Raw genomic sequence first — 23,486 nt, forward strand, 5'->3', positions numbered from 1 at the left:
CAGTCTCAGGCGGTCGCGAAATCCAGCCCGATATCCGCCGCCGGGGCCGACTGGGTCAAGCGGCCGACACTGACATAGGTGACCCCGGTTTCGGCCAGCGCACGGATCGTATCGAGGCGGACGCCGCCCGACGCCTCGGTCGGGACGCGACCAGCGACGATCCGTACGCCCTCGGCAAGTCTGTCCGGCCCCATATTGTCGAGCAGCAGATGGGTCGCACCCGCCGCGAGCGCCGGTTCGATCTGGTCGAGTTCATCGACCTCGACGATGATCCGCGCGATCCCCGCCGCCTTGGCCGCCGCAACGGCCGGACCGATGCCGCCCGCGACCGCGACGTGATTGTCCTTGATCATCGCCGCATCCCACAGACCCATGCGATGGTTCTGCGCACCGCCCATGCGGGTGGCATATTTCTCGATCAGGCGAAGGCCGGGGATCGTCTTGCGCGTGTCGAGCAGCGTCGCGCCGCTTCCCGCCATCGCCGCGACATAGGCCGCCGTCATGGTTGCGATGCCCGACAGATGCTGCACGGTGTTCAGCGCCGAGCGTTCGGCGGTCAGCATCGCGCGGGCACTTCCCGAAAGCCGCATCAAGGCCGTGCCCGCTGCCACCGCCGCACCATCCTCGACCAAAGGTTCGATCGTGACATCGGGGTCGAGCCGCTGGAAGAACGCTTCGGCGATCGGCAAGCCTGCCACGGTGATCGCATCCCGGCTGGCCATGGTCCCGACGAAGCGGGCATCGGCCGGGATCACGGCAGCGGAGGTGATATCGCCGCCCGGCCCCAAATCCTCCGCCAGCGTTGCGGTGACGAACGCCTCCAGATCAAAGCCCTCGAGGTGGAAAGGGGCAATCATCCCGCGCGGACCGGGCCCAGATCACCCTGCCCGACCGAAGCGCTGGCCAGCGTCAGCATCGCATCCAGGCTCTTCTTCGCCTGAAGCCGCAGCCCTTCCTCGATCTCGACCCGCGGGGTCAGGTCGCGGAGCGCCAGATACAGCTTCTCCATCGTGTTGAGCGCCATATAGGGGCAGATGTTGCAGTTGCAGTTGCCGTCCGCGCCCGGCGCACCGATGAAGGTCTTGCCCGGCATCGCCTTTTGCATCTGGTGGATGATGTGCGGTTCGGTTGCGACGATCAGCGTGTCACCGGAAATGCTTTGCGCGAATTCCAGGATGCCCCGCGTCGATCCGACATAATCGGCATGATCCAGGATTACCGCCGGACATTCGGGATGCGCGGCGATCGGTGCATCGGGATGCTCGGCGCGCAGCTTGAGCAACTCGGTCTCGCTGAACGCCTCGTGCACGATGCACACGCCCGGCCAGAGCAGCATGTCACGGCCCGTCTTGCGCGCCAGATAGCCGCCCAGATTGCGGTCGGGGCCGAAGATGATCTTCTGGCCGGGGTCGATCTGCGCCAGAATCTGTTCGGCCGAAGACGAGGTCACGATGATGTCGGACAGCGCCTTCACCTCGGTCGAGCAGTTGATATAGGTCAGCGCGATATGGTCGGGGTGCTGCGCGCGGAACTCGGCGAACTGCTCGGGCGGGCAGCTGTCCTCCAGGCTACATCCGGCGGCCATGTCGGGCAGCACGACGATCTTGTCGGGCGACAGGATCTTGGCCGTCTCCGCCATGAAGCGCACGCCGCAAAACGCGATCACGTCCGCATCGGTCGCCTGCGCCTTGCGGCTGAGGTCCAGGCTGTCGCCGACAAAATCGGCGAGGTCCTGAATCTCAGGCTTCTGGTAATAATGGGCGAGGATGACGGCGTTGCGCTCCTTGCGGAGGCGATCGATCTCGGCGCGCAAGTCGAGGCCCGTCAGATTCGTCTGGATGGTCATGATACCTCCCCTAGGCGCAAGGCGATGCGCCGACAATCATCGACATTATCCGGCGTTGCCCAGAACCTCCTGGATCGACCGGCTGGTGTCCCAATGTTCGTCATTGGACGGCTCGTCGGAAAAGCGGACCTTGACGGTCGCGTCCACTCCGGCGGCGCGGAGCGGCATGGCGAAGCTGCGCTCCACCGCGCGTCGGGTTGCGTCGCGGGCCAGTTTCATCGGCGAGGGCGCGCGCGCCTGGCGCATCAACTCCACCTGCCCGGCGGTCCGATTGGCCACGTCCAGCCGCTGTTCGGCATCGGTAAAGGTGGTCAGCACCCCGCCCGATCCATATTCGCGGATGGCCGACAGATCGACCTGCGGACCATCGATCTCCACCGGGGGCAGCGTGACCGCGAGCGTCCGCGTCCCGGCGTCCCAGCGGACATCCTGTTGCCGCAGCTTGCCCAGATCAACCTCGTAGCGGACCATGCCCGGCATGATGAGCGTCCGCTCGGTCGAAAAGCCGAGCTGCGACTGGCGCGAGGTGACGACCGCGACATAGCGCGCGGCAAAGGCGGAAAGCCGGTTCTGCTCGCGAAGCCCATCCAGGCTCGCACGAGCGATCGTCGTGGGATCGGGGGTCAGCCGGTCGGCCACATAACGCTGCACGCCCCACACCGCGATCAGGCCCGCCAGGACCAGCAGGATCAGCGCACCCGCGACCTTGGTCAGGAACAGGCCGACGCCGCCGCGCGATCGCGCCGCCATGGTCGGTGGAGTTACGCCGTGCTCGTCCATGATACTCCTTCCTCGCGGACCAGCCCGCGCGATCGCAGGTCGTAAAGATGCGCCAGGACCGATCGTTCCGCTGCCGGAAGCAATTTGGGGTTCAGCCCGACATACATTCGCGCGGTCATCGCCGCGACGGCCATCCCCTCGCCGCTTGCCAGCAACCGCAATATCTGGCCCTCCCGCTGCTTGCGATGGCCCAGCATCCCGCGCACCAGCCGCTGCGGATTCTCCACCGCTTCGCCATGCCCAGGGTAATAGATGCGATCGTCGCGCTCCATCAGCTTTTCCAGACTGGCCATATAGTCGCCCATATCGCCGTCGGGCGGCGAGACGATGCTAGTCGACCAGCCCATGACGTGATCGCCGGAAAAAAGCGCCTTGGTCTCGGGCAACGCGAAGGCCAGATGGTTGGACGTATGCCCCGGCGTCGCCAGCGCAGTCAGCGTCCAGCCATCACCGTTAACGCCCTCCCCCTCGGCCAGGATCAGGTCGGGGGCATAGTCGCGATCGAATGCCGCATCGGAGCGTCCGCCCTCATAGTCGGGTGCAAAGGGAGCGGCCCCGACGATCGGCGCACCGGTCACCCGCGCCAGCGGACGGCTGGCCGGGCTATGGTCGCGGTGATGATGGGTGATGACGATCGCCGCCACCCTTCGCCCGGCGATCACGCGGAGCAGTGCATCGAGATGGACGGGATCGTCGGGCCCCGGATCGATCACCGCCACGTCTCGGTCGCCGACGATATGGGTCTGCGTCCCCGTATGGGTGAAGGGCGAGGGATTGGGAGCGAGCACGCGGGAAACCAGCGGCTCAAGCAGGATCGGAATGCCGGTCGGATGCTCAGCCATTATTAATCATGTGGGCAAGCTGCGGACAAAGGGCAACCCCCGTACCGCTGACGGGTACGGGGGTCGAGTTGGGGTAAAGGGTTCGATCAGTCGCGCTCGGACGTGGCCATTTGAGCCTTTAGTTCCGTCATCGCCTTGTTCAGTCCGGCCAGCGCCTCGGTGCGCGCTTCGTCGGACAGGGTGCGGTTCTGCTCGATATTCCGACGCGCCATATCGATGTTCGCCAACGCCATGGCCACATTGCCACGCACCATCCGCTGCGCCATCTGGACCGAGAAGGAAGCAGCCTTGGCCGACGCCTCGATCCGGTCGGTACAGATGATCGTGACCGTGCCGCCATTGGATCCGCTGGTCGTGAAGCTGGTTGGGCTATCGCTGCCCCCGACGCCGCACTTCTGCGAACGGATGTCGGGGATACGCACCGTCATCACCTTCTCGTCGCCATCGGGCATGACCATACGCAACGTCTTCGAACCTGTGCTGCGAATGACATAGGCATGCGGCTTGGCCGGGACCGCGGGTACGGCGGGGGGTTCCGCCATGGCTGGCGATGCGGCTTGCGCACGGAGAGCGACCGGAGCGGCTGGCGGGACGGCGGCGACGGTTTCGGGAGCCTCCGGCGCTTCGAGCGTCTCACGCGTTTCCAGCGCTTCGATCTGCTCGGGCGCGGCCGGCGTAGTCAGGTCTACGCCGATCGTGCGTTCGACCTTCTTGGTCAATGCGGCCGCCGCCGGAGTGCCCGATGCGGTCGCCCCCAGACCTCCCAGCACCAGCAGCGACACCGTCGCCCCGCCCAGCGCCAGCTGACGACGCGATTTCGGAGAAGTGGTCAACATCTTCAGCCTCCCTTTCAGATCATCGATGGTGTGGAGATGGCATGCACCCGACAGGGCACGGCCATGCGCGGCCTTGACAATGGCGCAGGCATAGACATGCCGGTCGGCCCGGCTGCGCCCTTTCAGGACACGGGCGTCGTTCGCCAGTTCCTGGTCGCTGCGAAAGGCATGGAAGGCCCGCCACGCCACCGGGTTGAACCAGTGCAGCGCCAGCACGCCCAGCGCGATCCAATTGGCGATCAGATCGCCCCGGGCATGGTGGCCCAGCTCATGCGCCAGCGCCAGGTCGCGCTCATCGGCATCGTAGCGTTCCGCGAAATCGCGGGGAAAGGCGACGTAACGATGCCAGATGCCGAAGGCGAGCGGTCCCGGTGCACCGTCGCTGGCGACCACGCGCACGCCGTCCACGGCCTCCAGCGGCTCGGCCGTGGCGAGCAACCGCGTGCGGAACCGCCAGTGCCGCAGCAACTGGAACGCCAGGAAACCGGCGGCCCCGACGATCCAGAACAGCGCAACCCCCTGCCCTAGGCTGGGCCAAAGGCTCGACCCGGCGATGGGTTCGGGGAGCTGGGTCGTCACGGGCAGGACGACATAGGTATTCAGCGTCTCGCCCATCGCCGACAGCGGCGGGGTCGCCTGTTCGGCGACCTGATGCGGCATACGCGGCAATAGCAGGCGGAGCAGCGGCAGTGCCCAGAGCGCATAGGCGATCTGCGGGCCAAAGGCAGCGCGGACATGGCGACGGGCCAGCAGGACCAGCACCATGAGGAGGGTCGAAGCGACCATCGCCTCCACCATCCAGCCCAGGGTCTCGCCGCTCACGCCTTCAGTTCCTTGAGCAGCGCCTCGATCTCGGAAATATCCTGCGCGGTCAGTTCGTCACGCTCTGCCAGATGCGCGACCAGCGGGGTCAGACGCCCACCGAACAGCCGGTCGATCAGACGGCGGGATTCGCCGACGACATAATCGTCGCGCGCGACCAGCGGGCGATAGAGGTAGCGCCGCCCCTGTTCCTCATGCGCGATGGCTTCCTTGGAGAGCAACCGGCCAAGCAGGGTCTTGACCGTGTTGGTGCTCCAGCCACGTTCGGGATCGACCCGCTCCGCCACGTCCTGCGCGGTCAGCGGCGCTTCATCCCAAAGCACCTCCATCACCGCATGCTCGGCATCGCTGATACGCTCGGCCATCGACTCGCCTCCTCATGACTACAGACGTAATCCTAATGCGATTACAGACGTAGTCAATGGGCGACGATCATGTCGCGACCGCAAAAAGAAAGGGCCGGATCGAAACCCGGCCCTATCGCATCATGCGGTCTTCACATCCTGGACCAGTTCGGCCAGTTCGCCGCTTTCGTACATCTCCATCATGATGTCCGATCCACCGACGAATTCGCCCTTCACATAAAGCTGCGGAATGGTCGGCCAGTCCGAATAGGCCTTGATCCCCTGGCGGATGCCCTGATCCTGCAGCACGTCGACGCTTTCGAACGGCACGTCCAGATGGTTCAGGATCGCGACCGCGCGACTGGAAAAGCCGCATTGCGGGAAAAGCGGGGTGCCCTTCATGAACAGCAGGACCGCATTGTCCTTCACCAGCGCATCGATGCGCGCATTCGTATCGTCGGTCATATCATTCGTCCTCAGGAAATGGTCGGCGCCGCAGGCTCAGCCCCGGCAGGCACGGCGGTCGTCAGTTGAAGCGCATGGAGTTCGCCCCCCATGCGCCCGCCCAGCGCGGCATAGACGGCACGGGTGCGGGCCACCCGGCTCATGCCCGCGAAACTGGCGGCGGTCACATGCGCGGCATAATGATCCCCGTCGCCGGCCAGATCGGTGATGTCGACCTGGGCATCGGGAATGGCAGCGCGGATCATCGCGGCAATATCGTCGGCAGCCATCGGCATGGTCAGCGGCTCTCCATCAGTTGGCGGCGCGCCTCGACCAGTTGCTCATCCAGCGCGCGACGGACCTCGGCCTCGTCCACATCGATCCCGGCAGCGGTCAGGTCACCCAGCAGCTTTCGGATCACATCCTCGTCACCGGCTTCTTCGAAATCGGCCTGGACGACCGCCTTGGCATAGGCATCGGTTTCGGCGGGGGTCAGCTTCATGCGCTCGGCGGCCCATTGCGCGACCAGTCGGTTGCGCCGCGCCGTGATGCGGAACATCATATCCTGATCCGCCACGAACTTGGCCTCATACCCTCGCCTGCGTTCGTCAAAACTGTCCATCGATCCGCCATCCCCCTGCCCGCCAAGGGCAATATAATCATGCGCCCGAGATAGGGCGCACCGCCGCCCCGCGCAACCGATGCTCCGCGCGGCATCGATACAGCAGGTCAATTGTCGTTACGAAGCTGCAACGACGGGAACCAGGGCGGCACCCTGATCGTATTGTAATCACTAGCGAAACGAGACGAAGCGCCCGGCCCCGACAGCCGTGAAGACCTCGTCTCCCGGTTAGGAGAGAGCCATGCCCAACACCTTTCCCGCGCCCCATGATGGCGGCCCGATGATCGGCATCATCAATGGCATCATCGGATCGCTGGCGATCTGGGCCGTCATCGCGGCGATGGTGATCGCTGCGTCTTAACGGGACGCCGCAACGGCCACGCGCACGGGCTATCGAGCCCCGCTCAAGCGCCTTGGGCAGCGTCCGCCGAAAGCCGTGCGCGACCCTCGATCCACGGACGGCCCGTCGCCATCTGTCCTTCGAACGCACCGATCGCTTCGTCGCGGGCCAGGGTCAGCCCCACCTCGTCGAGCCCGTTCATCAGGCACTCGCGACGAAAAGGGTCGAGTTCGAACGCAAACCGATCCTGGAACGGCGTGGTCACGCTCATCGTTTCCAGGTCGACCGTGATCGGTTGATCCTTGGCCACGTCCAGCAACCGGTCCACCGCCTCCTGCGGCAGAACCACGGGCACAATGCCGTTCTTAAAGGCGTTGCCCGAGAAGATGTCCGAAAAGCTCGGTGCGATCACCGCCTGTATGCCCATATCGGCCAGCGCCCATGCGGCATGCTCGCGACTGGACCCGCATCCGAAATTGTCGCCCGCGATCAGGATCGGTGCGCCAGCATAGGCGGGATCGTCGAAGATATTGCCCGGTTGCGCCCGCACCGTCTCGAACGCGCCGCGTCCCAGCCCGGCGCGCGTGATGGTCTTCAACCAATGCGCCGGAATGATGACGTCGGTGTCGATATTCTTGGCACCCCAGGGATAGGCGGTGCCGGAAACGGTCGTAACCGGATTCATGCGATTATCCTGTCTTCAAAGCGTCCGCGTCAGCGGCGCTGCTCCGCCGTGGCGGGGCGCGATGCGATGCCCGCGGCATAGGCGGCGGCGCCGCACAGAACCGCGCCGGTGACGAGCATGACCAATACGTGCTTCATAGAATGTCTCCCCTGCCTTGCCGATCAAACGCCTTCACGATCATAATCGTGATGCATCAACTCTCTAACATCGGAAAGGCGCCCGGTCACCGCCGCCGCGGCCGCCATGGCGGGAGAAAGCAGATGGGTGCGGGCGCCCGGTCCCTGCCGCCCGACGAAATTGCGGTTGGAGGTCGAGGCACAACGCTCGCCGGCAGGCACCTTGTCCGGGTTCATGGCCAGGCACATGGAACAGCCCGGCTCGCGCCATTCGAAGCCCGCCTGCACGAAGACGCGGTCCAGCCCCTCCGCCTCGGCCTGGCGCTTGACCAGGCCGGAGCCGGGGACGACGAGCGCACGGACGCCCTCGGCCACCTTGCGATCGCGCGCCACGGCGGCGGCGGCGCGGAGGTCTTCGATCCGGCTGTTGGTGCAACTGCCGATGAAGACATGCTGGATCGCCACGTCCCGCATCGCGGTGCCCGGCGCCAGACCCATATAATCCAGCGACTTGCGCGCCGCTTCGCGCTTGGACGGATCGGCGAAGCTGTCGGGATCGGGGACGATGCCGGTGATCGGCACCACATCCTCCGGGCTGGTGCCCCAGGTCAGGTTGGGTGCGATATCGGCGGCGTCGAGCGTCACGACCTTGTCGTAGACCGCGCCCGGATCGCTGGGCAGCGTCCGCCACCAGGCCACCGCCTTGTCCCATTCCGCGCCCTGCGGCGCCATGGGACGCCCCTTCAGATAGGCGAAGGTCGTCTCGTCGGGCGCGATCAGGCCGGCGCGCGCGCCACCCTCGATCGACATGTTGGCGATGGTCAGGCGCCCCTCCACCGACAGGTTGCGGATCACGCTGCCGGTAAACTCGATGACATGGCCGGTCCCGCCCGCCGCGCCGATCTTGCCAATGATCGCCAGCACCACGTCCTTGGCCGAAACGCCGTAACCCAGCGTGCCGTCGACGCGGACCTCCATCGTCTTGGACGGCGAAAGCAGCAGCGTCTGGGTCGCCAGCACATGCTCGACCTCCGACGTGCCGATGCCAAAGGCCAGCGCACCCAGCGCGCCATGCGCGGAGGTATGGCTGTCACCGCAGACCAGCGTCGTGCCCGGCAGCGTGAAGCCCTGTTCGGGGCCGACGACATGGACGATGCCCTGCGCCGCCGCCGTCGCATCGATATAGTCGATGCCGAACTCGGCGGTGTTGCGGCGGAGCGCCTCCAACTGCTGTGCGCTTTCCGGGTCGGCGATGGGCAGCAACCGGCCATCCGCGCCGACACGCGGCGTGGTCGGCAGATTATGGTCGGGGACCGCGAGCGTCAGTTCGGGACGCCGTACCTTGCGCCCTGCGACCCTAAGCCCTTCGAACGCCTGTGGGCTCGTCACCTCATGGACGAGGTGACGGTCAATATAGATGAGGCAGGTGCCATCGGGCCGCCGTTCGACAACGTGGGCGGCCCAGATCTTCTCGTACAGAGTCTGGGGTCGTTGGGCCATGATGGGGGCGCTGTTATCCGAAAACATGCGCAAGGCAAAGGCCGGACGCAATGTTATTTCGTTGTTGCGGTTCGCATGTCAAATTTGTCATGAACCCGTGGGCGGAATCCCGCGTTCCCGCGGTCCCTCTTCCTTAACCCAGGTATATGACATCATGGCCAATGCCGCGCTGCACCGGCCTCCCCTTGCGCGGCGCGAACGCCTGCCCGCGCTGGATGCCATGAACTTCTTCCTGGCCGATGTCCGCGACGGCCTTGGCCCGTATCTCGCCATCTATCTGGTCGCGGTGCGCGGGCCGAGCCACGGCTGGAACGAAGCAAGCGCGGGGGTCGTCATGACCATCGCCGGGATCGCGGGGCTGATTGCCAACGCCCCTGCCGGTGCGCTGATCGACCGGGTCCATGCCAAGCGGGCGGTCCTGGTCGCCGCGGCGGTCGCGGTGACGCTGGCGTCCCTGTCGTTACCGTTCGTCGAGGGATTCTGGGCGGTGGCTGCCGGACAGTCGCTGGCCGCCGTCGCGGCCTCGGTCTTCGCGCCGGGGATCGCCGCCATCTCGCTGGGTATCGTCGGGCCCAAGGCCTTCACCGCGCGGATCGGGCGGAACGAGGCGTTCAACCATGCCGGGAACGCCGTGTCCGCCGCGCTGGCGGGTCTGCTGGCCTGGAAATTCGGCCCCGTGGTGGTCTTCTGGCTGATGGCGGGACTGGCGGCGCTGAGTATCGGCGCGACCCTGTCGCTCGATGCCGATCGGATCGATCATGCCATGGCGCGCGGCTGTACCGAAGAGGAAGAGGAGCAGGAGGATTGCGATCCCCCTTCCCTATGGCAGACCTTGAAGGGCGCGCCGACACTGGCCTGGTTCGCCGTGACGGGATTTCTGTTCCACCTCTCCAACGCCGCGATGCTTCCCTCGGTGGGGCAGTTGCTGGCGCGTGAGGTAGGCGGGGACAAGGCAACCTCGCTGACCTCCGCCTGCATCGTCGGGGCGCAACTCGTCATGGTGCCGGTGGCGATGATCGTCGGACGAAAGGCAGAGGACTGGGGGCACCGACCCATCATGCTGGTTGCCTTTGCCGTGCTGGCGGCGCGTGGCTTGCTCTATACCCTGTCGGACGCGCCCGGCTGGTTGCTGGCCATCCAGTTGCTCGACGGCGTGGGCGCGGGGATATTGGGGGCGCTGGGTCCGGTGATCGTCGCGGCGATCATGCGCGGTTCCGGACGGTTCAATGTCGCCCAGGGCGCGGTGACCACGATCCAGGGGATCGGCGGCGCGCTCAGCACCTCGCTGGCCGGGGTGGTGATCGTCGGCGCGGGTTATCACGCCGCCTTCTGGTTGCTCGCGGCGATCGCAGGTAGCGGGCTGGTGCTCTACCGGCTGGTGATGCCGGAGACGGCGCGGTTATAGGAATCCGCTGAGCCCTCGACGGCGCTCAGGCCTTGGCGCGGAAATCCTCCCGCACGCTACCGCACTCCAGCAATTCCGCTTCATGGCCGTCCTCCCGCCACGTCTCCGCCAGGGCCTGCGCTTCCCAGTCGCGAACCGCAGGATGCGCCAGCAGCGTCTCGACCCAGGCCGCGCCCGCCGCGCCGACGTCGATGCCATAGGTCCGCACGCGAAAGGCGACCGGGGCGTAAAAGGCGTCGACCGCCGAAAACACCTCTCCCGCCAACCAAGGCCCACCGAACCGCGTCAGCCCCTCGCCCCATAGCTCGGCAAGCCGCGCCACGTCGCGTTCCAGGCGTGGGGAGGCGGGCCGGGCATCGACCCGCACCCCGACATTCATGGTCCGCTCCGCCCTGAGCGCGGCGAAGCCGCCATGCATTTCCGTCACCGCGCACATCGCCCAGGCGCGCGCGGCGTCATCCTCCGGCCAGACCCCCGGATGCCGCTCGGCCAAATAGAGCGCGATACCCAGCGAATCCCATATCACCCGCTCCCCATCCAGCAGCACCGGCACCTGTCCGGTCGGCGAAAAGGCGCGGAACGCCTCGTAATTCTCCGTCACGGCGAACGGTTCGATCCGGTCGGCAAAGCCGATCCCCAGCGCCTTCATCAGCAGCCAGGGGCGCAGCGACCAGCTCGAATAATTCCGGTTCGCGGTGATGAGGGTATAGGCCATGGTGTCAGCGCTCGAAGCTGGCCGTGGTCTTGGCGGCGATCTCGTCCGCCGTCACGCCGGGCGCGCACTCGATCAGGCGGAAGGGGCTGTCGTGATCGGGGCGCTGGAACACCGCCAGATCGGTGACGATCATGTCCACCACATTTCGCCCGGTCAGCGGCAGCGTGCATTCGGGAATGAACTTGGGGCTGCCATCCTTGGCGTTATGCTCCATGACGACGATGATCTTCTTGACGCCCGCGACCAGATCCATCGCGCCGCCCATGCCCTTGATCATCTTGCCGGGGATCATCCAGTTGGCGATGTCGCCGCCTTCGGACACCTCCATCGCACCCAGCACGGTCAGGTCGATATGCCCGCCCCGGATCATCGCGAAGCTGTCGGCGGAGGAGAAATAGACCGAGTGCGGCAGTTCGCTGATCGTCTGCTTGCCGGCGTTGATCAGGTCGGGATCGACCTCATCCTCATAGGGGAACGGCCCGATGCCCAGCATCCCGTTTTCGGATTGCAGCGTAACCTCGACCCCTTGCGGGATATGGTTGGCCACCAGGGTCGGAATGCCGATGCCCAGATTGACGTAGAAGCCGTCCTTCAATTCCTTGGCCGCGCGCGCGGCCATCTCGTCACGAGTCCAGGCCATCGTCACTGCTCTCCTGTCGGATGCCACCGCCGGCCGGCGGGAAAGATGTCGTCGGGGGTGCCCTTCAGCGCCTTGCCATAGACGGGGTTCGGGAAGACGAACCAGCCGCGCCCCCAAAGCGCCGCGACACGCGGGCCATCGGCAAGGGCGCGACGTTGGGAAACCGTGCCGGGCACGTTGAACAGGTCGCTGAAATCACCCAATTGATCCCCGCCCATCGCGATGACGCAATAGCGCTCGGCGATCCGCCAGCGGCGCGCATCCTTGCCGTCGCCGGTGTTGGTGTCGGTGCGGACGAACAGCGTGTCGCCATGGACCGCCGGGCCTAGCCCCGCTGCCTCGATCGCCCGCGCGGCCCCGCCCGCATCGTCGCGATTGGTGTTGAAAATGACCGTCACGCCCATGGTGCGCAGATCGGCGATCGCCGCCGCCGCACCGGGCACCGGCAGCACCGCCCGGCCATCGCCCTGCTCCCATGAGCGCCAGCGGCCTGCGAAGGCGCGGTCGGCGCGACCGGTCAGATCGTCCTGCTCGAAACCGAGATTGAGCAGGACGGTTTCGTCCACGTCGAACACCGCCGCCGGGCGCTTGCCCGCGCAGGATGCGAAGCGGGGATTATCGAGGTTTGCGCCTTGCTCCAGTACGACGCTGTCGCGTGGCGGACGACGCACCCTGTCGGCCGCATAGGTGACGAGCGCGTTCCACGCCTGGCGCGAGATCGCGTCCGCCTCCGCCGAGCCATAGAGATACTGCATGCCCGCCAGCTTCGGATTGACGGCGGCAACGGGTGGTGAAGCCGGGCTGTTGTTGCCGACCGCCACGACACAACCCGACAGGGTCAGGGCAGCCGCGAGCGTGGCGAAGCCCGCGCCGAAACGGGCCCTCCTCATGCCGAAGCCCGCTCGCGCACCGTGCGGAATTCAATCTTCTTCTCGTACGGCGCACCGACGATCATCCGCTTCACATAGATGCCGGGCAGATGGATCTGGTCGGGATCGAGGCTGCCGACCGGCACCACCTCCTCCACCTCGGCGACGCAGATGCGTCCGGCGGTCGCCATGGGCTGGTTGAAGTTGCGCGCGGTCTTGCGAAAGATCAGGTTCCCGGCCTCGTCGGCCTTCCACCCCTTGATGATCGACAGGTCGGCGCGAATGCCACGTTCGAGGATATAGTCCTCTCCATCGAAGCTCTTCACTTCCTTGCCCTCGGCCACCTTGGTGCCGACACCGGTCTTCGTATAGAAACCGGGGATGCCCGCGCCCCCCGCCCGGCAGCGTTCCGCCAACGTGCCCTGCGGGCAGAACTCGACCTCCAGCTCGCCGCTCAGATATTGCCGCTCAAACTCCTTATTCTCGCCGACATAGGAGGAGATCATCTTCTTCACCTGGTGCGAGCGGAGCAGCTTGCCCAACCCCACGCCGTCGATCCCGGCATTGTTGCTGGCGATGGTCAGGTCCTTGACCCCCGCCGCCTCGATCGCATCGATCAGCCGTTCGGGGATACCGCACAGGCCAAAGCCCCCTGCGCAGATCGTCATGCCGTCATGGAGCAGGCCGTCGAGCGCGGCGGCGGCGTCGGGATAAAGCTTCTGCATGGGCGTCCTCCCTAAGGTTGCCGTTGCGTTAGGCGGAGGCGTGGAGCCGGGTCAACCCAGCGCTTGCGCTTTGCGCGGGCCAGCGTTTGCGCTTTGCGCGGGGCCAGCGTTTGCGCTTTGGAAAGAAGCGGGTCTAGGCTTGCCCCATGACCACCAGAACCGGCGGACGCCTGCTTGTCGATGCGCTTCTCGAACAGGGGTGCGACCGTATCTTCACCGTGCCGGGCGAGAGCTTCCTGGCGGTGCTCGACGCGCTGCACGACACACCCGCCATCGACCTCGTCACGTGCCGGCAGGAAGGCGGCGTGACCTTCATGGCCTGCGCCGACGGGACGCTGACCGGGCGGCCGGGCGTCGCCTTCGTCACGCGCGGTCCGGGTGCGACCAACGCGGCGATCGGCGTGCATGTCGCGCGACAGGATTCGCAGCCGATGATCCTGTTCATCGGCGATGTCGACCGAGGCACACGCGACCGCGAAGCCTTTCAGGAGGTGGATTTTCAGGCGATGTTCGCGCCGCTCGCCAAATGGGCGGCTCGTATCGACGATGCCGCGCGCATTCCGGAATATGTCGCCCGTGCCTATGCCACCGCGATGAACGGGCGGCCTGGGCCGGTCGTCCTCGCGCTGCCCGAGGACATGCTGTGCGATCCGGTACAGGCTACACCCCGCCCCCGGATCGAACGGCCGTCGCAGGACGTGATGATCGAGGATGTACTCGCGGTGCACGACCTGATCGCCAAGGCGCAGCGCCCCGTCGCCATCATCGGCGGCGCGTATTGGAACAGCGAAACGGTCGCGCTGATCGAGCAATGGGGCGAAGCGGCGGGCGTGCCTCTGGTCGCGGCGTTTCGGCGTCAGGATGCGGTGTCGGCCACCTGCCCGGTCTATGCGGGCAATCTGGGCTATGGCCCCAACCTGGCCCTGGTGAAGCGGGTGCGAGAGGCCGACCTGTTGATCGTGCTGGGCGCGCGTCTGGGAGAGGCGACGACCGATGGCTATGCCATCATTACGCCCGATCATCCGGGACAGACGCTGGTCCATATCCACCCGGACCCGGAGGAACTGCACAGCGTCTACCGCACCGATCTCGCCTTATGCTGCGACATTCACCGGGCGGTCGGCCTGCTCGAATTGCAGGCGAGCGAGGCGAGCAAGCCGCATCCCTCTGGCGCGGAAGCCCATGCCGACTATCTGGCCTGGTCCCACCCGGCCGCGCGGGACGGCGTCACCTTGGACCTGGGCCAATGCGTCGCCGCGATGCGAAAGGCGCTGCCCGCCGACTCGATCATCTGCAATGGCGCCGGCAATTACTCCGGCTGGTGGCATCGTTATTGGCGGTATGAACCGGGGTGCCAGCTTGCCCCGACCTGTGGCGCGATGGGATATGGAGTTCCCGCCGCCACCGCCGCCGCGCTGCGCCATCCCGGGCGAACCGTCGTCGCGCTGGCGGGCGACGGGTGTTTCCTGATGAACGGCCAAGAGCTGGCGACCGCCGTGCAGCATGGCGTATCGATGCTGGTGATCGTCGTCGACAATAGCGGCTATGGCACGATCCGAATGCACCAGGAACGCGAATATCCCGGTCGGGTGGCGGCAACGACGCTGGCCAATCCCGACTTCGCGGCGCTGGCGCGTGCCTATGGGTGCTGGAGCGAAACGGTGACCCGAACCGAGGATTTCGTCCCTGCCCTGCTCCGCGCCATGACAGGAACCGGTGTGCGGCTGCTCCACCTGAAAACCGACATCGAAGTCATTACGCCCGCCACGACCCTCTCCCGGATCGCGCAACGCTGACTTGGACGGCTCAGAAGCAGGAGTTTCGAGCCCTCATCTGCTGCTCTGCAATCGCACACAGCAAAGAACGATTGGGGACCTGCAAGACTTTGGAACTCAAGATAACGCTATCATGCAATCGATTTACTAACGATTATCAGCTGAACCACAAAAGAAAGCCGCCCCGGCATAACCGGAGCGGCGAGTTCGTTGCTGATCGCTTTAGTCAGAAACTGTTAGCAGGTTCAGATGTTGTCGCCAAGAGCGCCCTTCACCGAACCCTTCATTTCCTGGCCCTTGCCCTTCAGCTGCTGGGCTTCGCCTTCTGCCTTCAGGTCGGCGTCGTGATTGTGATCGCCGATCGCTTCCTTGGCCTTGCCAACCAGTTCGTTGACGTTGCCCTTGATCTTGTCGGTGAGCTCACCCATCGCGGCCTCCATTTACTGGGGATCGATCGATCCCGTTGAACACTCGGAGACAAAACACTTCGTTACGCGGCAAGTTCCCTGAAATTAACGTCAGATAAGGCCGGCCAGCGGACTCGACGGGTCGGCATAGCGCCGCATTCCCATGCGTCCCGCACGGTACGCCATGCGCCCGGCCTCCACCCCGGACCGCATCGCGCGCGCCATCAGCACCGGGTCCTTCGCCTCCGCGATCGCGGTGTTCATCAGCACGCCGTCGCAGCCCAGTTCCATCGCCACCGTCGCCTCGGACGCGGTGCCCACGCCCGCATCGACCAGCACCGGGACCTTTGCCCCCTCGACGATCAGGCGGATCGTCACCTTGTTCTGGATGCCCAGCCCCGACCCGATCGGCGCGCCCAGCGGCATGATCGCGACCGCGCCCACATCCTCCAGCCGCTTGGCCGCGATGGGGTCGTCGACGCAATAGACCATGGGCTTGAAGCCTTCCTTGGCCAGGATCTCGGTGGCGCGCAGCGTCTCGACCATGTCAGGATAGAGCGTCCGGGCCTCGCCCAGCACCTCCAGCTTGACCAGTTCCCAGCCACCCGCCTCGCGCGCCAGACGCAGCGTGCGGATCGCATCCTCGGCGGTGAAGCAGCCCGCCGTGTTGGGCAGATAGGTGATCTTCTTCGGATCGATATAGTCGGTCAGCATCGGCGCATTGCGGTCCGACACGTTGACGCGGCGGACCGCGACGGTGACGATCTCGGCCCCCGCCGCCTCGACCGCAGCCGCGTTCTGCGCGAAGTCCTTGTATTTGCCAGTCCCGACGATCAGGCGTGAGCGGAAACGCTGCCCCGCGACTTCCCATGAATCGTCATCGATCGCCGCGCCATGATCGCCGCCGCCGACAAAATGGACGATCTCGATCTCGTCGCCATCCTCGACCTCGACCTGCGCCAGCGTCGAGCGCGGCACCACCTCCAGATTGCGCTCCACCGCTACCTTTTCGGGCACCAGCCCCAACTGGCTCGCCAGATCGGCGAGCGACAGGCCGGCGGCGACGCGCTTGTGCTCGCCATTCACGGTGATCGTCACGGTTCCGTCGGTATGGGGCATATCAGTGTCACTTACCATGCAAGTCGCTGCCCGCTCGACGTGGGATAGGGCATGCGGTTAAGGAAGGCCTTCGATCTAGGCCCGGCCACCCCGAGCCGCAACCATGGGAGTGCGGATGTCCGCGACCGTCTATGTCCTCAACGGGCCGAACCTGAACCTGCTCGGCCTGCGCGAGCCGCATATCTATGGCCATGACACGCTGGACGATATTGCGGGACTGCTGGAGGATCGGGCGCGCGAGCTCGACCTCGAGATCGACATGCGCCAGTCCAACCATGAAGGCCATCTGATCGACTGGCTGCACGAGGCCCAGGCCTATGAGGCCAAGGCCGTGCTGCTCAATGCCGGGGGCTTCACCCATACGTCGATCGCGATCCATGATGCGATCAAGTCGGTGACGACCCCGGTGATCGAGGTTCACCTATCCAACCCTCATGCACGGGAGCCATTCCGTCATGAGAGCTTCATCGGGCGTGCCGCAAAAGGCACAATCGCGGGTTTTGGCGCGCAATCCTATCTGCTCGCGCTTGAAGCCGCGGCCCGGTTCTGACAGGAGCGCTGCCCATGACCGAAAAGACTGAACAAGCGATGAAGGTCGATGTCGACCTCGTCCGTCAGCTCGCCGAGCTGCTCGACGCCACCGCCCTGACCGAGATCGAGGTCGAGCATGGCGACCGCAAGATCCGCGTCGCACGCAAGGCGGCTCCCGCCGCGCAGGTCGCCTATGCGCCCGCGCCCATCGCCGCCGCGCCCGCTCCGGCGGCGGCTGCCCCGGTGGCCGCTGCTGCTCCGGTGGAAGCCGCCGCCCCGACCGTCTCGGCCAATGCGGTAAAGTCGCCGATGGTCGGCACCGTCTATCTGTCGGCCGAACCCGGCGCCAAGCCCTTCGCCGCCGTCGGCCAGAAGGTCGCCGCCGGTGACACGCTATTGATCGTGGAAGCCATGAAGGTGATGAACCCGATCACCGCGACCGCCGCCGGCACCGTCACCGCCGTGCTGGTCGAGAACGGCCAGCCGGTCGAGTTCGACCAGCCCCTGGTCGTCGTCGAGTAAGCCGCCTTGGCGCAGATCAAGAAACTCCTGATCGCCAATCGCGGTGAGATTGCGCTTCGCATCCACCGCGCCTGTCACGAGATGGGGATCGAGACCGTCGCCGTGCACTCCACGGCCGACGCCGATGCCATGCATGTGCGCCTCGCCGACCAGGCGGTGTGCATCGGCCCGCCCTCCGCGACGGACAGCTATCTCAACATCCCGAACATCATCTCGGCCGCCGAGATTTCGGGCGCGGATGCGATCCACCCAGGCTATGGCTTCCTCTCGGAGAACGCCAAGTTCGCCGAGATCGTCGAGGCGCATGGCCTGATCTTCGTCGGCCCCAAGCCCGAACATATCCGGATCATGGGCGACAAGGTCGAAGCCAAGCGGACGGCGGGTGCGCTCGGCCTGCCGCTGGTGCCCGGCTCGGACGGCGCGATCTCGGATGTCGAGGAAGCCAAGGCGCTCGCAGCGGAGATCGGCTATCCCGTGCTGATCAAGGCGGCCAGCGGCGGCGGCGGTCGCGGCATGAAGGTCGTGCCCTCCGAAGATCAGCTCGAAACGCTGATGCAGCAGGCGGGCTCGGAGGCGAAGGCCGCGTTCGGCGATTCGACCGTCTACATGGAAAAATATCTGGGCAACCCCCGGCATATCGAATTCCAGGTGTTCGGCGACGGCAACGGCAACGCGATCCATCTCGGCGAGCGCGACTGCTCGCTCCAGCGCCGCCACCAGAAGGTACTGGAGGAAGCCCCCTCGCCGATCATCACGGCCGAGGAGCGTTCGCGCATGGGCGGCGTGGTCGCCAAGGCGATGGCCGATATGGGCTATCGCGGCGCGGGCACGATCGAATTCCTGTGGGAAGACGGCGAGTTCTATTTCATCGAAATGAACACCCGCCTGCAGGTCGAACATCCCGTGACGGAGATGATCACCGGGCTGGACTTGGTCCGCGAACAGATTCGTGTCGCCGAGGGCCATCCGCTGACCCTGCGCCAGGAAGACGTGCAGTTCCGCGGCCACGCCATCGAATGCCGCATCAACGCGGAAGATCCGCGCACCTTCGCCCCCTCGCCGGGCACGGTGAAGATGTATCACGCACCGGGCGGCATGCATGTCCGCGTCGATAGCGGGCTGTATCAGGGCTACAAGGTCCCGCCCTATTACGACAGCATGATCGCCAAGCTGATCGTGTACGGCACGACCCGCGAAGGCGCGTTGCGCCGTCTGCGCCGCGCGCTCAACGAATTCGTGATCGAGGGAATGAAGACCACCATTCCGCTCCACCAGTCGCTGCTGGACGATCCCGAATTCCAGACCGGCGACTATACGATCAAGTGGCTGGAGGAATGGCTGGCCAAGCAGGACGCTTGAGCCATCTTTCTTCCTTATCACTAGGAAAGACTGGTTTGAGGCCCCCTCCCCATCCGGGAGGGGGCTTTTTATATGCCCGAAAACCGGGATTACCCCTCCACATTGCCCGCCACCCATGCCACAAGCAGTGGCGATGAAGGCGACGATCCTCCACAATCCGCGCTGCTCGAAATCGCGCGAGGCGCTGGCCCTGCTGGCGCAAGCGGGCGCGGATGTGACGGTGATCGAATATCTCAAGACACCGCTGGACGCCGAGGAACTGGCGCGGCTCTATGCCAAGGGCGGCCTGTCCCCGCGCGATGGTCTGCGCAAGGTCGAGGCGGAAGCCAAGGCTCTTTCGAGCGCGGAGGACGAAGCAATCCTGGCTGCGATGGCTGCCAATCCCATGCTGATCGAGCGCCCTCTGGTCGAAACCGACAAAGGTGTCGTGATCGGCCGTCCGCCCGAAGCCGTTCGGAGCATCCTGTGATCGGTGCTCATATTTTGAGCATCATACCGATTGCTGCCCGCTTTTCGGGCGCCGATCTTATCGATTTCTTACCTTCTAAGGAGGGAAAGGCAGTTGGCACGGTCCATGCTATGCGCAGGGCCGGGCGAGGGTTCGAACAACATCGGGGGCAGTCAGGCTCGTGAAAAAGATTGAGGCGATCATCAAGCCGTTCAAGCTCGATGAGGTGAAGGAAGCGCTGCACGAGATCGGCGTGTCCGGTATCACCGTCACCGAGGCCAAGGGCTTCGGGCGCCAGAAGGGTCATACCGAACTCTATCGCGGCGCCGAATATGTCGTCGACTTCCTTCCCAAGGTGAAGCTGGAAGTGGTCGTCGAGGACAGTCTGGCCGAACGCGTGGTGGAAGCGATCGCCGCCGCCGCGCAGACCGGCCGCATCGGCGACGGCAAGATTTTCGTGATCCCGGTCGAAACGGCGCTCCGCATCCGCACAGGCGAACGCGACGACGCGGCGATCTGACCCGTCCGACACCTTATCGTCACCGGGATGACACCCGGGATAATTAAAACCTTTTCACCGGTCCCGGTCTGTTTCCGGGGCTCGGCCTTAAGCAGAGAGAGAACGGCACATGGCGAATACGGCCAGCGACATCCTGAAGAAGATCAAGGATGAAGAGATCGAGTGGGTCGATCTGCGTTTCACCGATCCGAAGGGCAAGTGGCAGCATCTGACCATGGTCGCTTCGATCCTGGGCGAGGACGAGTTCACCGACGGCCTGATGTTCGACGGTTCGTCGATCGAGGGCTGGAAGGCGATCAACGAGTCGGACATGGTCCTGAAGCCGGACCTCGACGCCGTCTACACCGATCCCTTCTCGGCCACCCCGATGCTGATCGTGTTCTGCGACGTGGTCGAGCCGTCGACCGGCGAGCTCTATGCGCGCGATCCGCGCTCGACCGCCAAGCGCGCCGAGGCGTTCGTGAAGACCACCGGCATCGGCGACACCGTCTATGTCGGCCCGGAAGCCGAATTCTTCATGTTCGACGACGTGCAGTTCGACACGACCTATTCGTCGTCCTACTTCAAGATCGACGATATCGAACTGCCGACCAACACCGGCCGCGAATATGAGGGCGGCAATCTCGGCCACCGTCCGCGTGCCAAGGGCGGTTACTTCCCCGTCGCTCCGGTCGACTCGGCCGTCGACATCCGTGGCGAGATGGTCACCACCATGCTCGAAATGGGCCTGCCCTGCGACAAGCACCACCACGAAGTCGCCGCCGCGCAGCACGAACTGGGCCTGACCTTCGGCACGCTGACCCAGACCGCCGACCGCATGCAGATCTACAAGTATGTCGTGCACCAGGTCGCCCATGCCTATGGCAAGACCGCGACCTTCATGCCGAAGCCGATCAAGGAAGATAACGGCTCGGGCATGCACACCCACTTCTCGATCTGGGAAGGCAAGACCCCGCTGTTCGCCGGCAACGGCTATGCAGGGCTCTCGGAAACCTGCCTGTACTTCATCGGCGGTATCATCAAGCATGCCAAGGCGATCAACGCCTTCACCAACCCGACCACCAACAGCTACAAGCGGCTGGTGCCGGGTTACGAAGCGCCGGTGCTGCTCGCTTACTCGGCGCGCAACCGTTCGGCTTCGTGCCGCATCCCCTACGGCACCGGCCCGAAGTCGAAGCGCGTCGAAGTGCGCTTCCCCGACGCGCTGGCGAACCCGTATCTTGCCTATGCGGCGCTGCTGATGGCGGGTCTGGACGGTATCCAGAACAAGATCCATCCGGGCGAGGCGATGGACAAGAACCTGTACGACCTGCCGCCCGCCGAGCTGGCCCAGGTTCCCACGGTCGCCGGTTCGCTCCGCGAAGCGCTCGATTCGCTGGCCGCCGACCACGACTTCCTGCTGAAGGGCGACGTGTTCACCAAGGATCAGATCGAGAGCTATATCGAGCTGAAGATGAGCGAAGTGATGCGCTGGGAAATGACCCCCAGCCCGGTCGAATACGACATGTACTACAGCGGCTGATCCAGCCCCTGCACGATGTCACTACGGGGAAAGGGGCCGCAAGGCCCCTTTCTTTTTGGGAGACGCCATGTGTTCACCTTCGGCTTCGCCACTTTGACCGATATGGTGAGCGCGATCGTCATCATGAGCCTGGGCGCGAAGGCCATGGGTGCGATGGCTCTCCTGCTCTTCGGCCAGGACGCCCGCGATCGTCCGGGCTGGGGTTCGTGGTTGTGGTGGATGACCAAAATCACCCCGATCATCGCCATGCCCTGCGCGGTCGCCTTGGCGCTTGCCCGAAAGCAGACCGACGCCGCCCTCGCCTTTATCGGCATGGTCGTCTTCGTGGCGATTGCCGTCCCGATCAAAATCCGTCAGCGTCGAGCCCGCATCCAACACTCTATCGCGGCCTGAACCGCCAAAACTGCCTATAGGTTCGGGAGCGAGCCCGACAATTGCGGCATGGACCGGGGCGTTGCGCCAACATATCGCGCGCTGTCATGGTGTGGCCAGACTCGACTTTCGATCACGACAGGACATGTAGCCCAGGTCTTAGGGCTATCGGCCTCTATTTGATCGCCAGGCGATCTATGCATCACGCGTCCCGGCGCAAGACCGCAGCCCATAGCGTCGCCGATCGGTTCATCCTGATGACGCGGACGAAAGCCGACGTCGCTGCGCCGGTCTGAAGCAAGCTGATCGCGGTTAGCGGGCGACCTCCGCCATTGGCCCGTCCCGCGCAGTTCTTCCGCATTCCTGCTCAGCAAACCGTCTACGGCATGATCCTGCGGCCATCACGACCGTGAGCGGCGCAAACCGCGTGGCAATACCATGGTCGATCAGGTGTCACGCGCTTGCCCGACATCATAGATCCGCAAATGTCTGTCACCGATGCGCAGCCCGGGCCATGCCGCCCGCCATTCGGTGAGGTGATCTGCCTCAAAATGTCGGTCCAGCGCCGCCTGATCGACCCACATTTCCTTCACATGGATAAGACCAGGATCCAGCACATCTTCGGCGTAGACATATTCGAGGCAGCCATCCTCCCCCCTGCTCGCCTCGACCATGCGCTGCATGATGGGCCGAGCCGCCGCGAGGTTCTCGGGTGGCATCCGCACGGTTCCGAGGATCAGAAGCGTCTTGCTCACTTAGCCGCCGCCACCCGTTTAGCCGACAGGATCTTAACCGGCGCGGCCAGCATCTCGCCCTTGAACGGCCCCTTGGCCGGGTCGGCGGGCGCGTCGAGAATTCTGTGGATCACGTCCATCCCCTCGACGACATGGCCGAAGGCGGCATAGCCCAGATTGTCGCCGGACTTGGAGGGATCGGCGTCGAGCGAGGGTTGGTCGCCCACCATGATCGTGAAGTCGCCGCGTGCCGAACCAGGCGCCAGCCGTGCGACCGAGATGGCGCCGTCGAGATGCTTGATGCCGGTCTTGGTCGTAGGCTCATGCGCGATCGGGGGCAGGATGCGCTTGGGCTCGTTCTGGATACCGAACTGGACGAAGCCGAAATTCGCGGCGGGCCGGACCGACCGGTAGAAGGTCACGCCGTCCAGCCGATGCTGGTCGACATAGCGCAGGAAATTGGCCGTGGTGATGGGCGCGTGGGTGCGATCCAGTTCCAAGACGACCGGGCCCAGGCTGGTCTGCATCGCGACGCGGACCATGACGGGCTTGGGAGCCTCGGTCGTTGCGGGCGCGGGAGGCGACACCGCCGTGGTTTGGGCGGCCAGCAGGACAAGCGAAAGGAGCGGGATCATGGGGGTCTCCG

28 protein-coding genes are annotated in these 23,486 nt (G+C 65.1%); 9 read left to right on the forward strand and 19 right to left on the reverse strand.

Annotated features, from left to right (window positions below):
* Positions 1 to 5: 5 nt before the first annotated feature.
* The 11 genes from nadC to leuC form a co-directional block, all read right to left on the reverse strand.
* Positions 6 to 857 carry a carboxylating nicotinate-nucleotide diphosphorylase gene (gene nadC / locus NZL82_RS12225; protein WP_261270035.1) on the reverse strand — a complete coding sequence of 284 codons (852 nt, stop codon included), beginning with the start codon at positions 855 to 857 and terminating at the stop codon, positions 6 to 8.
* Positions 854 to 1,846: a quinolinate synthase NadA gene (gene nadA / locus NZL82_RS12230; RefSeq protein ID WP_261270036.1), complete on the reverse strand. Its 993-nt coding sequence runs from the start codon at positions 1,844 to 1,846 to the stop codon at positions 854 to 856. The genes nadC and nadA overlap by 4 nt, the downstream gene beginning before the upstream one ends.
* A gap of 45 nt (positions 1,847 to 1,891) precedes the next feature.
* A complete protein-coding gene (locus NZL82_RS12235) occupies positions 1,892 to 2,626 on the reverse strand; it encodes a DUF4230 domain-containing protein (RefSeq protein WP_261270037.1) in 735 nt (244 codons plus the stop codon).
* Complete coding sequence (locus NZL82_RS12240; protein ID WP_261270038.1) at positions 2,608 to 3,468, reverse strand: MBL fold metallo-hydrolase; 861 nt, start codon at positions 3,466 to 3,468, stop codon at positions 2,608 to 2,610. The genes NZL82_RS12235 and NZL82_RS12240 overlap by 19 nt, the downstream gene beginning before the upstream one ends.
* An 86-nt stretch (positions 3,469 to 3,554) precedes the next feature.
* Positions 3,555 to 5,126, reverse strand: a complete 1,572-nt coding sequence (locus NZL82_RS12245; RefSeq protein ID WP_261270039.1) for a M56 family metallopeptidase — start codon at positions 5,124 to 5,126, stop codon at positions 3,555 to 3,557.
* Positions 5,123 to 5,491 carry a BlaI/MecI/CopY family transcriptional regulator gene (locus NZL82_RS12250; RefSeq protein ID WP_261270040.1) on the reverse strand — a complete coding sequence of 123 codons (369 nt, stop codon included), beginning with the start codon at positions 5,489 to 5,491 and terminating at the stop codon, positions 5,123 to 5,125. Before NZL82_RS12250 ends, NZL82_RS12245 begins: the two co-directional genes overlap by 4 nt.
* A gap of 120 nt (positions 5,492 to 5,611) precedes the next feature.
* Entirely contained in the window at positions 5,612 to 5,935 is a 324-nt protein-coding gene (gene grxD / locus NZL82_RS12255) for a Grx4 family monothiol glutaredoxin (protein ID WP_056439494.1), read from the reverse strand.
* Between the two features lie 11 nt (positions 5,936 to 5,946).
* Positions 5,947 to 6,210: a BolA/IbaG family iron-sulfur metabolism protein gene (locus tag NZL82_RS12260; RefSeq protein WP_261270041.1), complete on the reverse strand. Its 264-nt coding sequence runs from the start codon at positions 6,208 to 6,210 to the stop codon at positions 5,947 to 5,949.
* A gap of 2 nt (positions 6,211 to 6,212) precedes the next feature.
* Complete coding sequence (locus NZL82_RS12265) at positions 6,213 to 6,536, reverse strand: DUF1476 domain-containing protein (protein ID WP_261270042.1); 324 nt, start codon at positions 6,534 to 6,536, stop codon at positions 6,213 to 6,215.
* 404 nt (positions 6,537 to 6,940) lie between these two features.
* A complete protein-coding gene (gene leuD / locus NZL82_RS12270; RefSeq protein WP_261270043.1) occupies positions 6,941 to 7,561 on the reverse strand; it encodes a 3-isopropylmalate dehydratase small subunit in 621 nt (206 codons plus the stop codon).
* 161 nt (positions 7,562 to 7,722) lie between these two features.
* A complete protein-coding gene (gene leuC, locus NZL82_RS12275) occupies positions 7,723 to 9,177 on the reverse strand; it encodes a 3-isopropylmalate dehydratase large subunit (protein ID WP_261270044.1) in 1,455 nt (484 codons plus the stop codon).
* A gap of 154 nt (positions 9,178 to 9,331) precedes the next feature.
* On the opposite strand from leuC, the gene NZL82_RS12280 reads away from it, so the two are divergent.
* Positions 9,332 to 10,582, forward strand: a complete 1,251-nt coding sequence (locus tag NZL82_RS12280) for an MFS transporter (RefSeq protein WP_261270045.1) — start codon at positions 9,332 to 9,334, stop codon at positions 10,580 to 10,582.
* A 25-nt stretch (positions 10,583 to 10,607) separates the two neighbouring features.
* On the opposite strand, the gene NZL82_RS12285 is transcribed toward NZL82_RS12280, so the two are convergent.
* The 4 genes from NZL82_RS12285 to NZL82_RS12300 are packed head-to-tail and all read right to left on the reverse strand — an operon-like array spanning position 10,608 to position 13,531.
* Entirely contained in the window at positions 10,608 to 11,297 is a 690-nt protein-coding gene (locus NZL82_RS12285) for a glutathione S-transferase family protein (protein ID WP_261270046.1), read from the reverse strand.
* 4 nt (positions 11,298 to 11,301) lie between these two features.
* Positions 11,302 to 11,937 carry a CoA transferase subunit B gene (locus NZL82_RS12290; RefSeq protein WP_261270047.1) on the reverse strand — a complete coding sequence of 212 codons (636 nt, stop codon included), beginning with the start codon at positions 11,935 to 11,937 and terminating at the stop codon, positions 11,302 to 11,304.
* A gap of 2 nt (positions 11,938 to 11,939) precedes the next feature.
* A complete protein-coding gene (locus NZL82_RS12295) occupies positions 11,940 to 12,827 on the reverse strand; it encodes an HAD family acid phosphatase (RefSeq protein ID WP_261270048.1) in 888 nt (295 codons plus the stop codon).
* Positions 12,824 to 13,531 (reverse strand): CoA transferase subunit A, encoded by a 708-nt coding sequence (locus NZL82_RS12300; protein ID WP_261270049.1) that lies wholly within the window; start codon positions 13,529 to 13,531, stop codon positions 12,824 to 12,826. The genes NZL82_RS12295 and NZL82_RS12300 overlap by 4 nt, the downstream gene beginning before the upstream one ends.
* A 146-nt stretch (positions 13,532 to 13,677) precedes the next feature.
* Here NZL82_RS12300 and NZL82_RS12305 point away from each other — a divergent pair, with 146 nt between their 5' ends.
* Entirely contained in the window at positions 13,678 to 15,327 is a 1,650-nt protein-coding gene (locus NZL82_RS12305; RefSeq protein ID WP_261270050.1) for a thiamine pyrophosphate-binding protein, read from the forward strand.
* A 224-nt stretch (positions 15,328 to 15,551) separates the two neighbouring features.
* Here NZL82_RS12305 and NZL82_RS12310 read toward each other — a convergent pair whose 3' ends face one another.
* Positions 15,552 to 15,734: a CsbD family protein gene (locus NZL82_RS12310; RefSeq protein WP_261270051.1), complete on the reverse strand. Its 183-nt coding sequence runs from the start codon at positions 15,732 to 15,734 to the stop codon at positions 15,552 to 15,554.
* A gap of 90 nt (positions 15,735 to 15,824) precedes the next feature.
* On the reverse strand, positions 15,825 to 16,832 hold the full coding sequence (gene thiS / locus NZL82_RS12315; RefSeq protein WP_314732890.1) for a sulfur carrier protein ThiS: 1,008 nt from the start codon (positions 16,830 to 16,832) through the stop codon (positions 15,825 to 15,827).
* Between the two features lie 115 nt (positions 16,833 to 16,947).
* Between thiS and aroQ the strand changes: the two genes are divergently transcribed.
* From aroQ to NZL82_RS12355, 7 genes are all read left to right on the forward strand, one after another.
* Positions 16,948 to 17,382: a type II 3-dehydroquinate dehydratase gene (gene aroQ, locus NZL82_RS12325; protein WP_261270052.1), complete on the forward strand. Its 435-nt coding sequence runs from the start codon at positions 16,948 to 16,950 to the stop codon at positions 17,380 to 17,382.
* A 14-nt stretch (positions 17,383 to 17,396) separates the two neighbouring features.
* Positions 17,397 to 17,885, forward strand: a complete 489-nt coding sequence (gene accB, locus NZL82_RS12330; protein ID WP_261270053.1) for an acetyl-CoA carboxylase biotin carboxyl carrier protein — start codon at positions 17,397 to 17,399, stop codon at positions 17,883 to 17,885.
* 6 nt (positions 17,886 to 17,891) lie between these two features.
* Positions 17,892 to 19,244: an acetyl-CoA carboxylase biotin carboxylase subunit gene (gene accC, locus NZL82_RS12335; protein ID WP_261270054.1), complete on the forward strand. Its 1,353-nt coding sequence runs from the start codon at positions 17,892 to 17,894 to the stop codon at positions 19,242 to 19,244.
* 133 nt (positions 19,245 to 19,377) lie between these two features.
* Positions 19,378 to 19,713: an arsenate reductase family protein gene (locus tag NZL82_RS12340; protein ID WP_261270055.1), complete on the forward strand. Its 336-nt coding sequence runs from the start codon at positions 19,378 to 19,380 to the stop codon at positions 19,711 to 19,713.
* Positions 19,714 to 19,873: 160 nt separating this feature from the next.
* Positions 19,874 to 20,212 carry a P-II family nitrogen regulator gene (locus NZL82_RS12345; protein WP_261270056.1) on the forward strand — a complete coding sequence of 113 codons (339 nt, stop codon included), beginning with the start codon at positions 19,874 to 19,876 and terminating at the stop codon, positions 20,210 to 20,212.
* A gap of 109 nt (positions 20,213 to 20,321) precedes the next feature.
* Positions 20,322 to 21,734 (forward strand): type I glutamate--ammonia ligase, encoded by a 1,413-nt coding sequence (glnA, locus tag NZL82_RS12350; RefSeq protein WP_219019458.1) that lies wholly within the window; start codon positions 20,322 to 20,324, stop codon positions 21,732 to 21,734.
* A gap of 69 nt (positions 21,735 to 21,803) precedes the next feature.
* Positions 21,804 to 22,127: a hypothetical protein gene (locus tag NZL82_RS12355; RefSeq protein ID WP_261270057.1), complete on the forward strand. Its 324-nt coding sequence runs from the start codon at positions 21,804 to 21,806 to the stop codon at positions 22,125 to 22,127.
* A 425-nt stretch (positions 22,128 to 22,552) separates the two neighbouring features.
* On the opposite strand, the gene NZL82_RS12360 is transcribed toward NZL82_RS12355, so the two are convergent.
* On the reverse strand, positions 22,553 to 22,861 hold the full coding sequence (locus tag NZL82_RS12360; protein ID WP_261270058.1) for a putative quinol monooxygenase: 309 nt from the start codon (positions 22,859 to 22,861) through the stop codon (positions 22,553 to 22,555).
* The gene (locus tag NZL82_RS12365) at positions 22,858 to 23,475 is read right to left on the reverse strand and encodes a peptidylprolyl isomerase (RefSeq protein WP_261270059.1); all 618 of its coding nucleotides are present in this window, start codon (positions 23,473 to 23,475) and stop codon (positions 22,858 to 22,860) included. Before NZL82_RS12365 ends, NZL82_RS12360 begins: the two co-directional genes overlap by 4 nt.
* Positions 23,476 to 23,486 lie beyond the last annotated feature (11 nt).

It is taken from the genome of Sphingomonas sp. LC-1 (assembly GCF_025371035.1).
GTDB classification, from domain to species: Bacteria; Pseudomonadota; Alphaproteobacteria; order Sphingomonadales; family Sphingomonadaceae; genus Sphingomonas; species Sphingomonas sanguinis_E.

Coding starts and splice junctions, on each gene's coding strand:
- accB (WP_261270053.1), top strand. CDS start 17,397: ATGACCGAAAAGACTGAACAAGCGATGAAGGTCGATGTCGACCTCGTC.
- NZL82_RS12240 (WP_261270038.1), bottom strand. CDS start 3,468: ATGGCTGAGCATCCGACCGGCATTCCGATCCTGCTTGAGCCGCTGGTT.
- leuC (WP_261270044.1), bottom strand. CDS start 9,177: ATGGCCCAACGACCCCAGACTCTGTACGAGAAGATCTGGGCCGCCCAC.
- NZL82_RS12365 (WP_261270059.1), bottom strand. CDS start 23,475: ATGATCCCGCTCCTTTCGCTTGTCCTGCTGGCCGCCCAAACCACGGCG.
- NZL82_RS12300 (WP_261270049.1), bottom strand. CDS start 13,531: ATGCAGAAGCTTTATCCCGACGCCGCCGCCGCGCTCGACGGCCTGCTC.
- NZL82_RS12305 (WP_261270050.1), top strand. CDS start 13,678: ATGACCACCAGAACCGGCGGACGCCTGCTTGTCGATGCGCTTCTCGAA.
- NZL82_RS12265 (WP_261270042.1), bottom strand. CDS start 6,536: ATGGACAGTTTTGACGAACGCAGGCGAGGGTATGAGGCCAAGTTCGTG.
- aroQ (WP_261270052.1), top strand. CDS start 16,948: ATGTCCGCGACCGTCTATGTCCTCAACGGGCCGAACCTGAACCTGCTC.
- thiS (WP_314732890.1), bottom strand. CDS start 16,832: ATGCCCCATACCGACGGAACCGTGACGATCACCGTGAATGGCGAGCAC.
- NZL82_RS12260 (WP_261270041.1), bottom strand. CDS start 6,210: ATGCCGATGGCTGCCGACGATATTGCCGCGATGATCCGCGCTGCCATT.
- NZL82_RS12285 (WP_261270046.1), bottom strand. CDS start 11,297: ATGGCCTATACCCTCATCACCGCGAACCGGAATTATTCGAGCTGGTCG.
- nadC (WP_261270035.1), bottom strand. CDS start 857: ATGATTGCCCCTTTCCACCTCGAGGGCTTTGATCTGGAGGCGTTCGTC.
- NZL82_RS12310 (WP_261270051.1), bottom strand. CDS start 15,734: ATGGGTGAGCTCACCGACAAGATCAAGGGCAACGTCAACGAACTGGTT.
- NZL82_RS12295 (WP_261270048.1), bottom strand. CDS start 12,827: ATGAGGAGGGCCCGTTTCGGCGCGGGCTTCGCCACGCTCGCGGCTGCC.
- NZL82_RS12235 (WP_261270037.1), bottom strand. CDS start 2,626: ATGGACGAGCACGGCGTAACTCCACCGACCATGGCGGCGCGATCGCGC.
- glnA (WP_219019458.1), top strand. CDS start 20,322: ATGGCGAATACGGCCAGCGACATCCTGAAGAAGATCAAGGATGAAGAG.
- NZL82_RS12340 (WP_261270055.1), top strand. CDS start 19,378: ATGAAGGCGACGATCCTCCACAATCCGCGCTGCTCGAAATCGCGCGAG.
- leuD (WP_261270043.1), bottom strand. CDS start 7,561: ATGAATCCGGTTACGACCGTTTCCGGCACCGCCTATCCCTGGGGTGCC.
- NZL82_RS12290 (WP_261270047.1), bottom strand. CDS start 11,937: ATGGCCTGGACTCGTGACGAGATGGCCGCGCGCGCGGCCAAGGAATTG.
- NZL82_RS12280 (WP_261270045.1), top strand. CDS start 9,332: ATGGCCAATGCCGCGCTGCACCGGCCTCCCCTTGCGCGGCGCGAACGC.
- NZL82_RS12250 (WP_261270040.1), bottom strand. CDS start 5,491: ATGGCCGAGCGTATCAGCGATGCCGAGCATGCGGTGATGGAGGTGCTT.
- grxD (WP_056439494.1), bottom strand. CDS start 5,935: ATGACCGACGATACGAATGCGCGCATCGATGCGCTGGTGAAGGACAAT.
- nadA (WP_261270036.1), bottom strand. CDS start 1,846: ATGACCATCCAGACGAATCTGACGGGCCTCGACTTGCGCGCCGAGATC.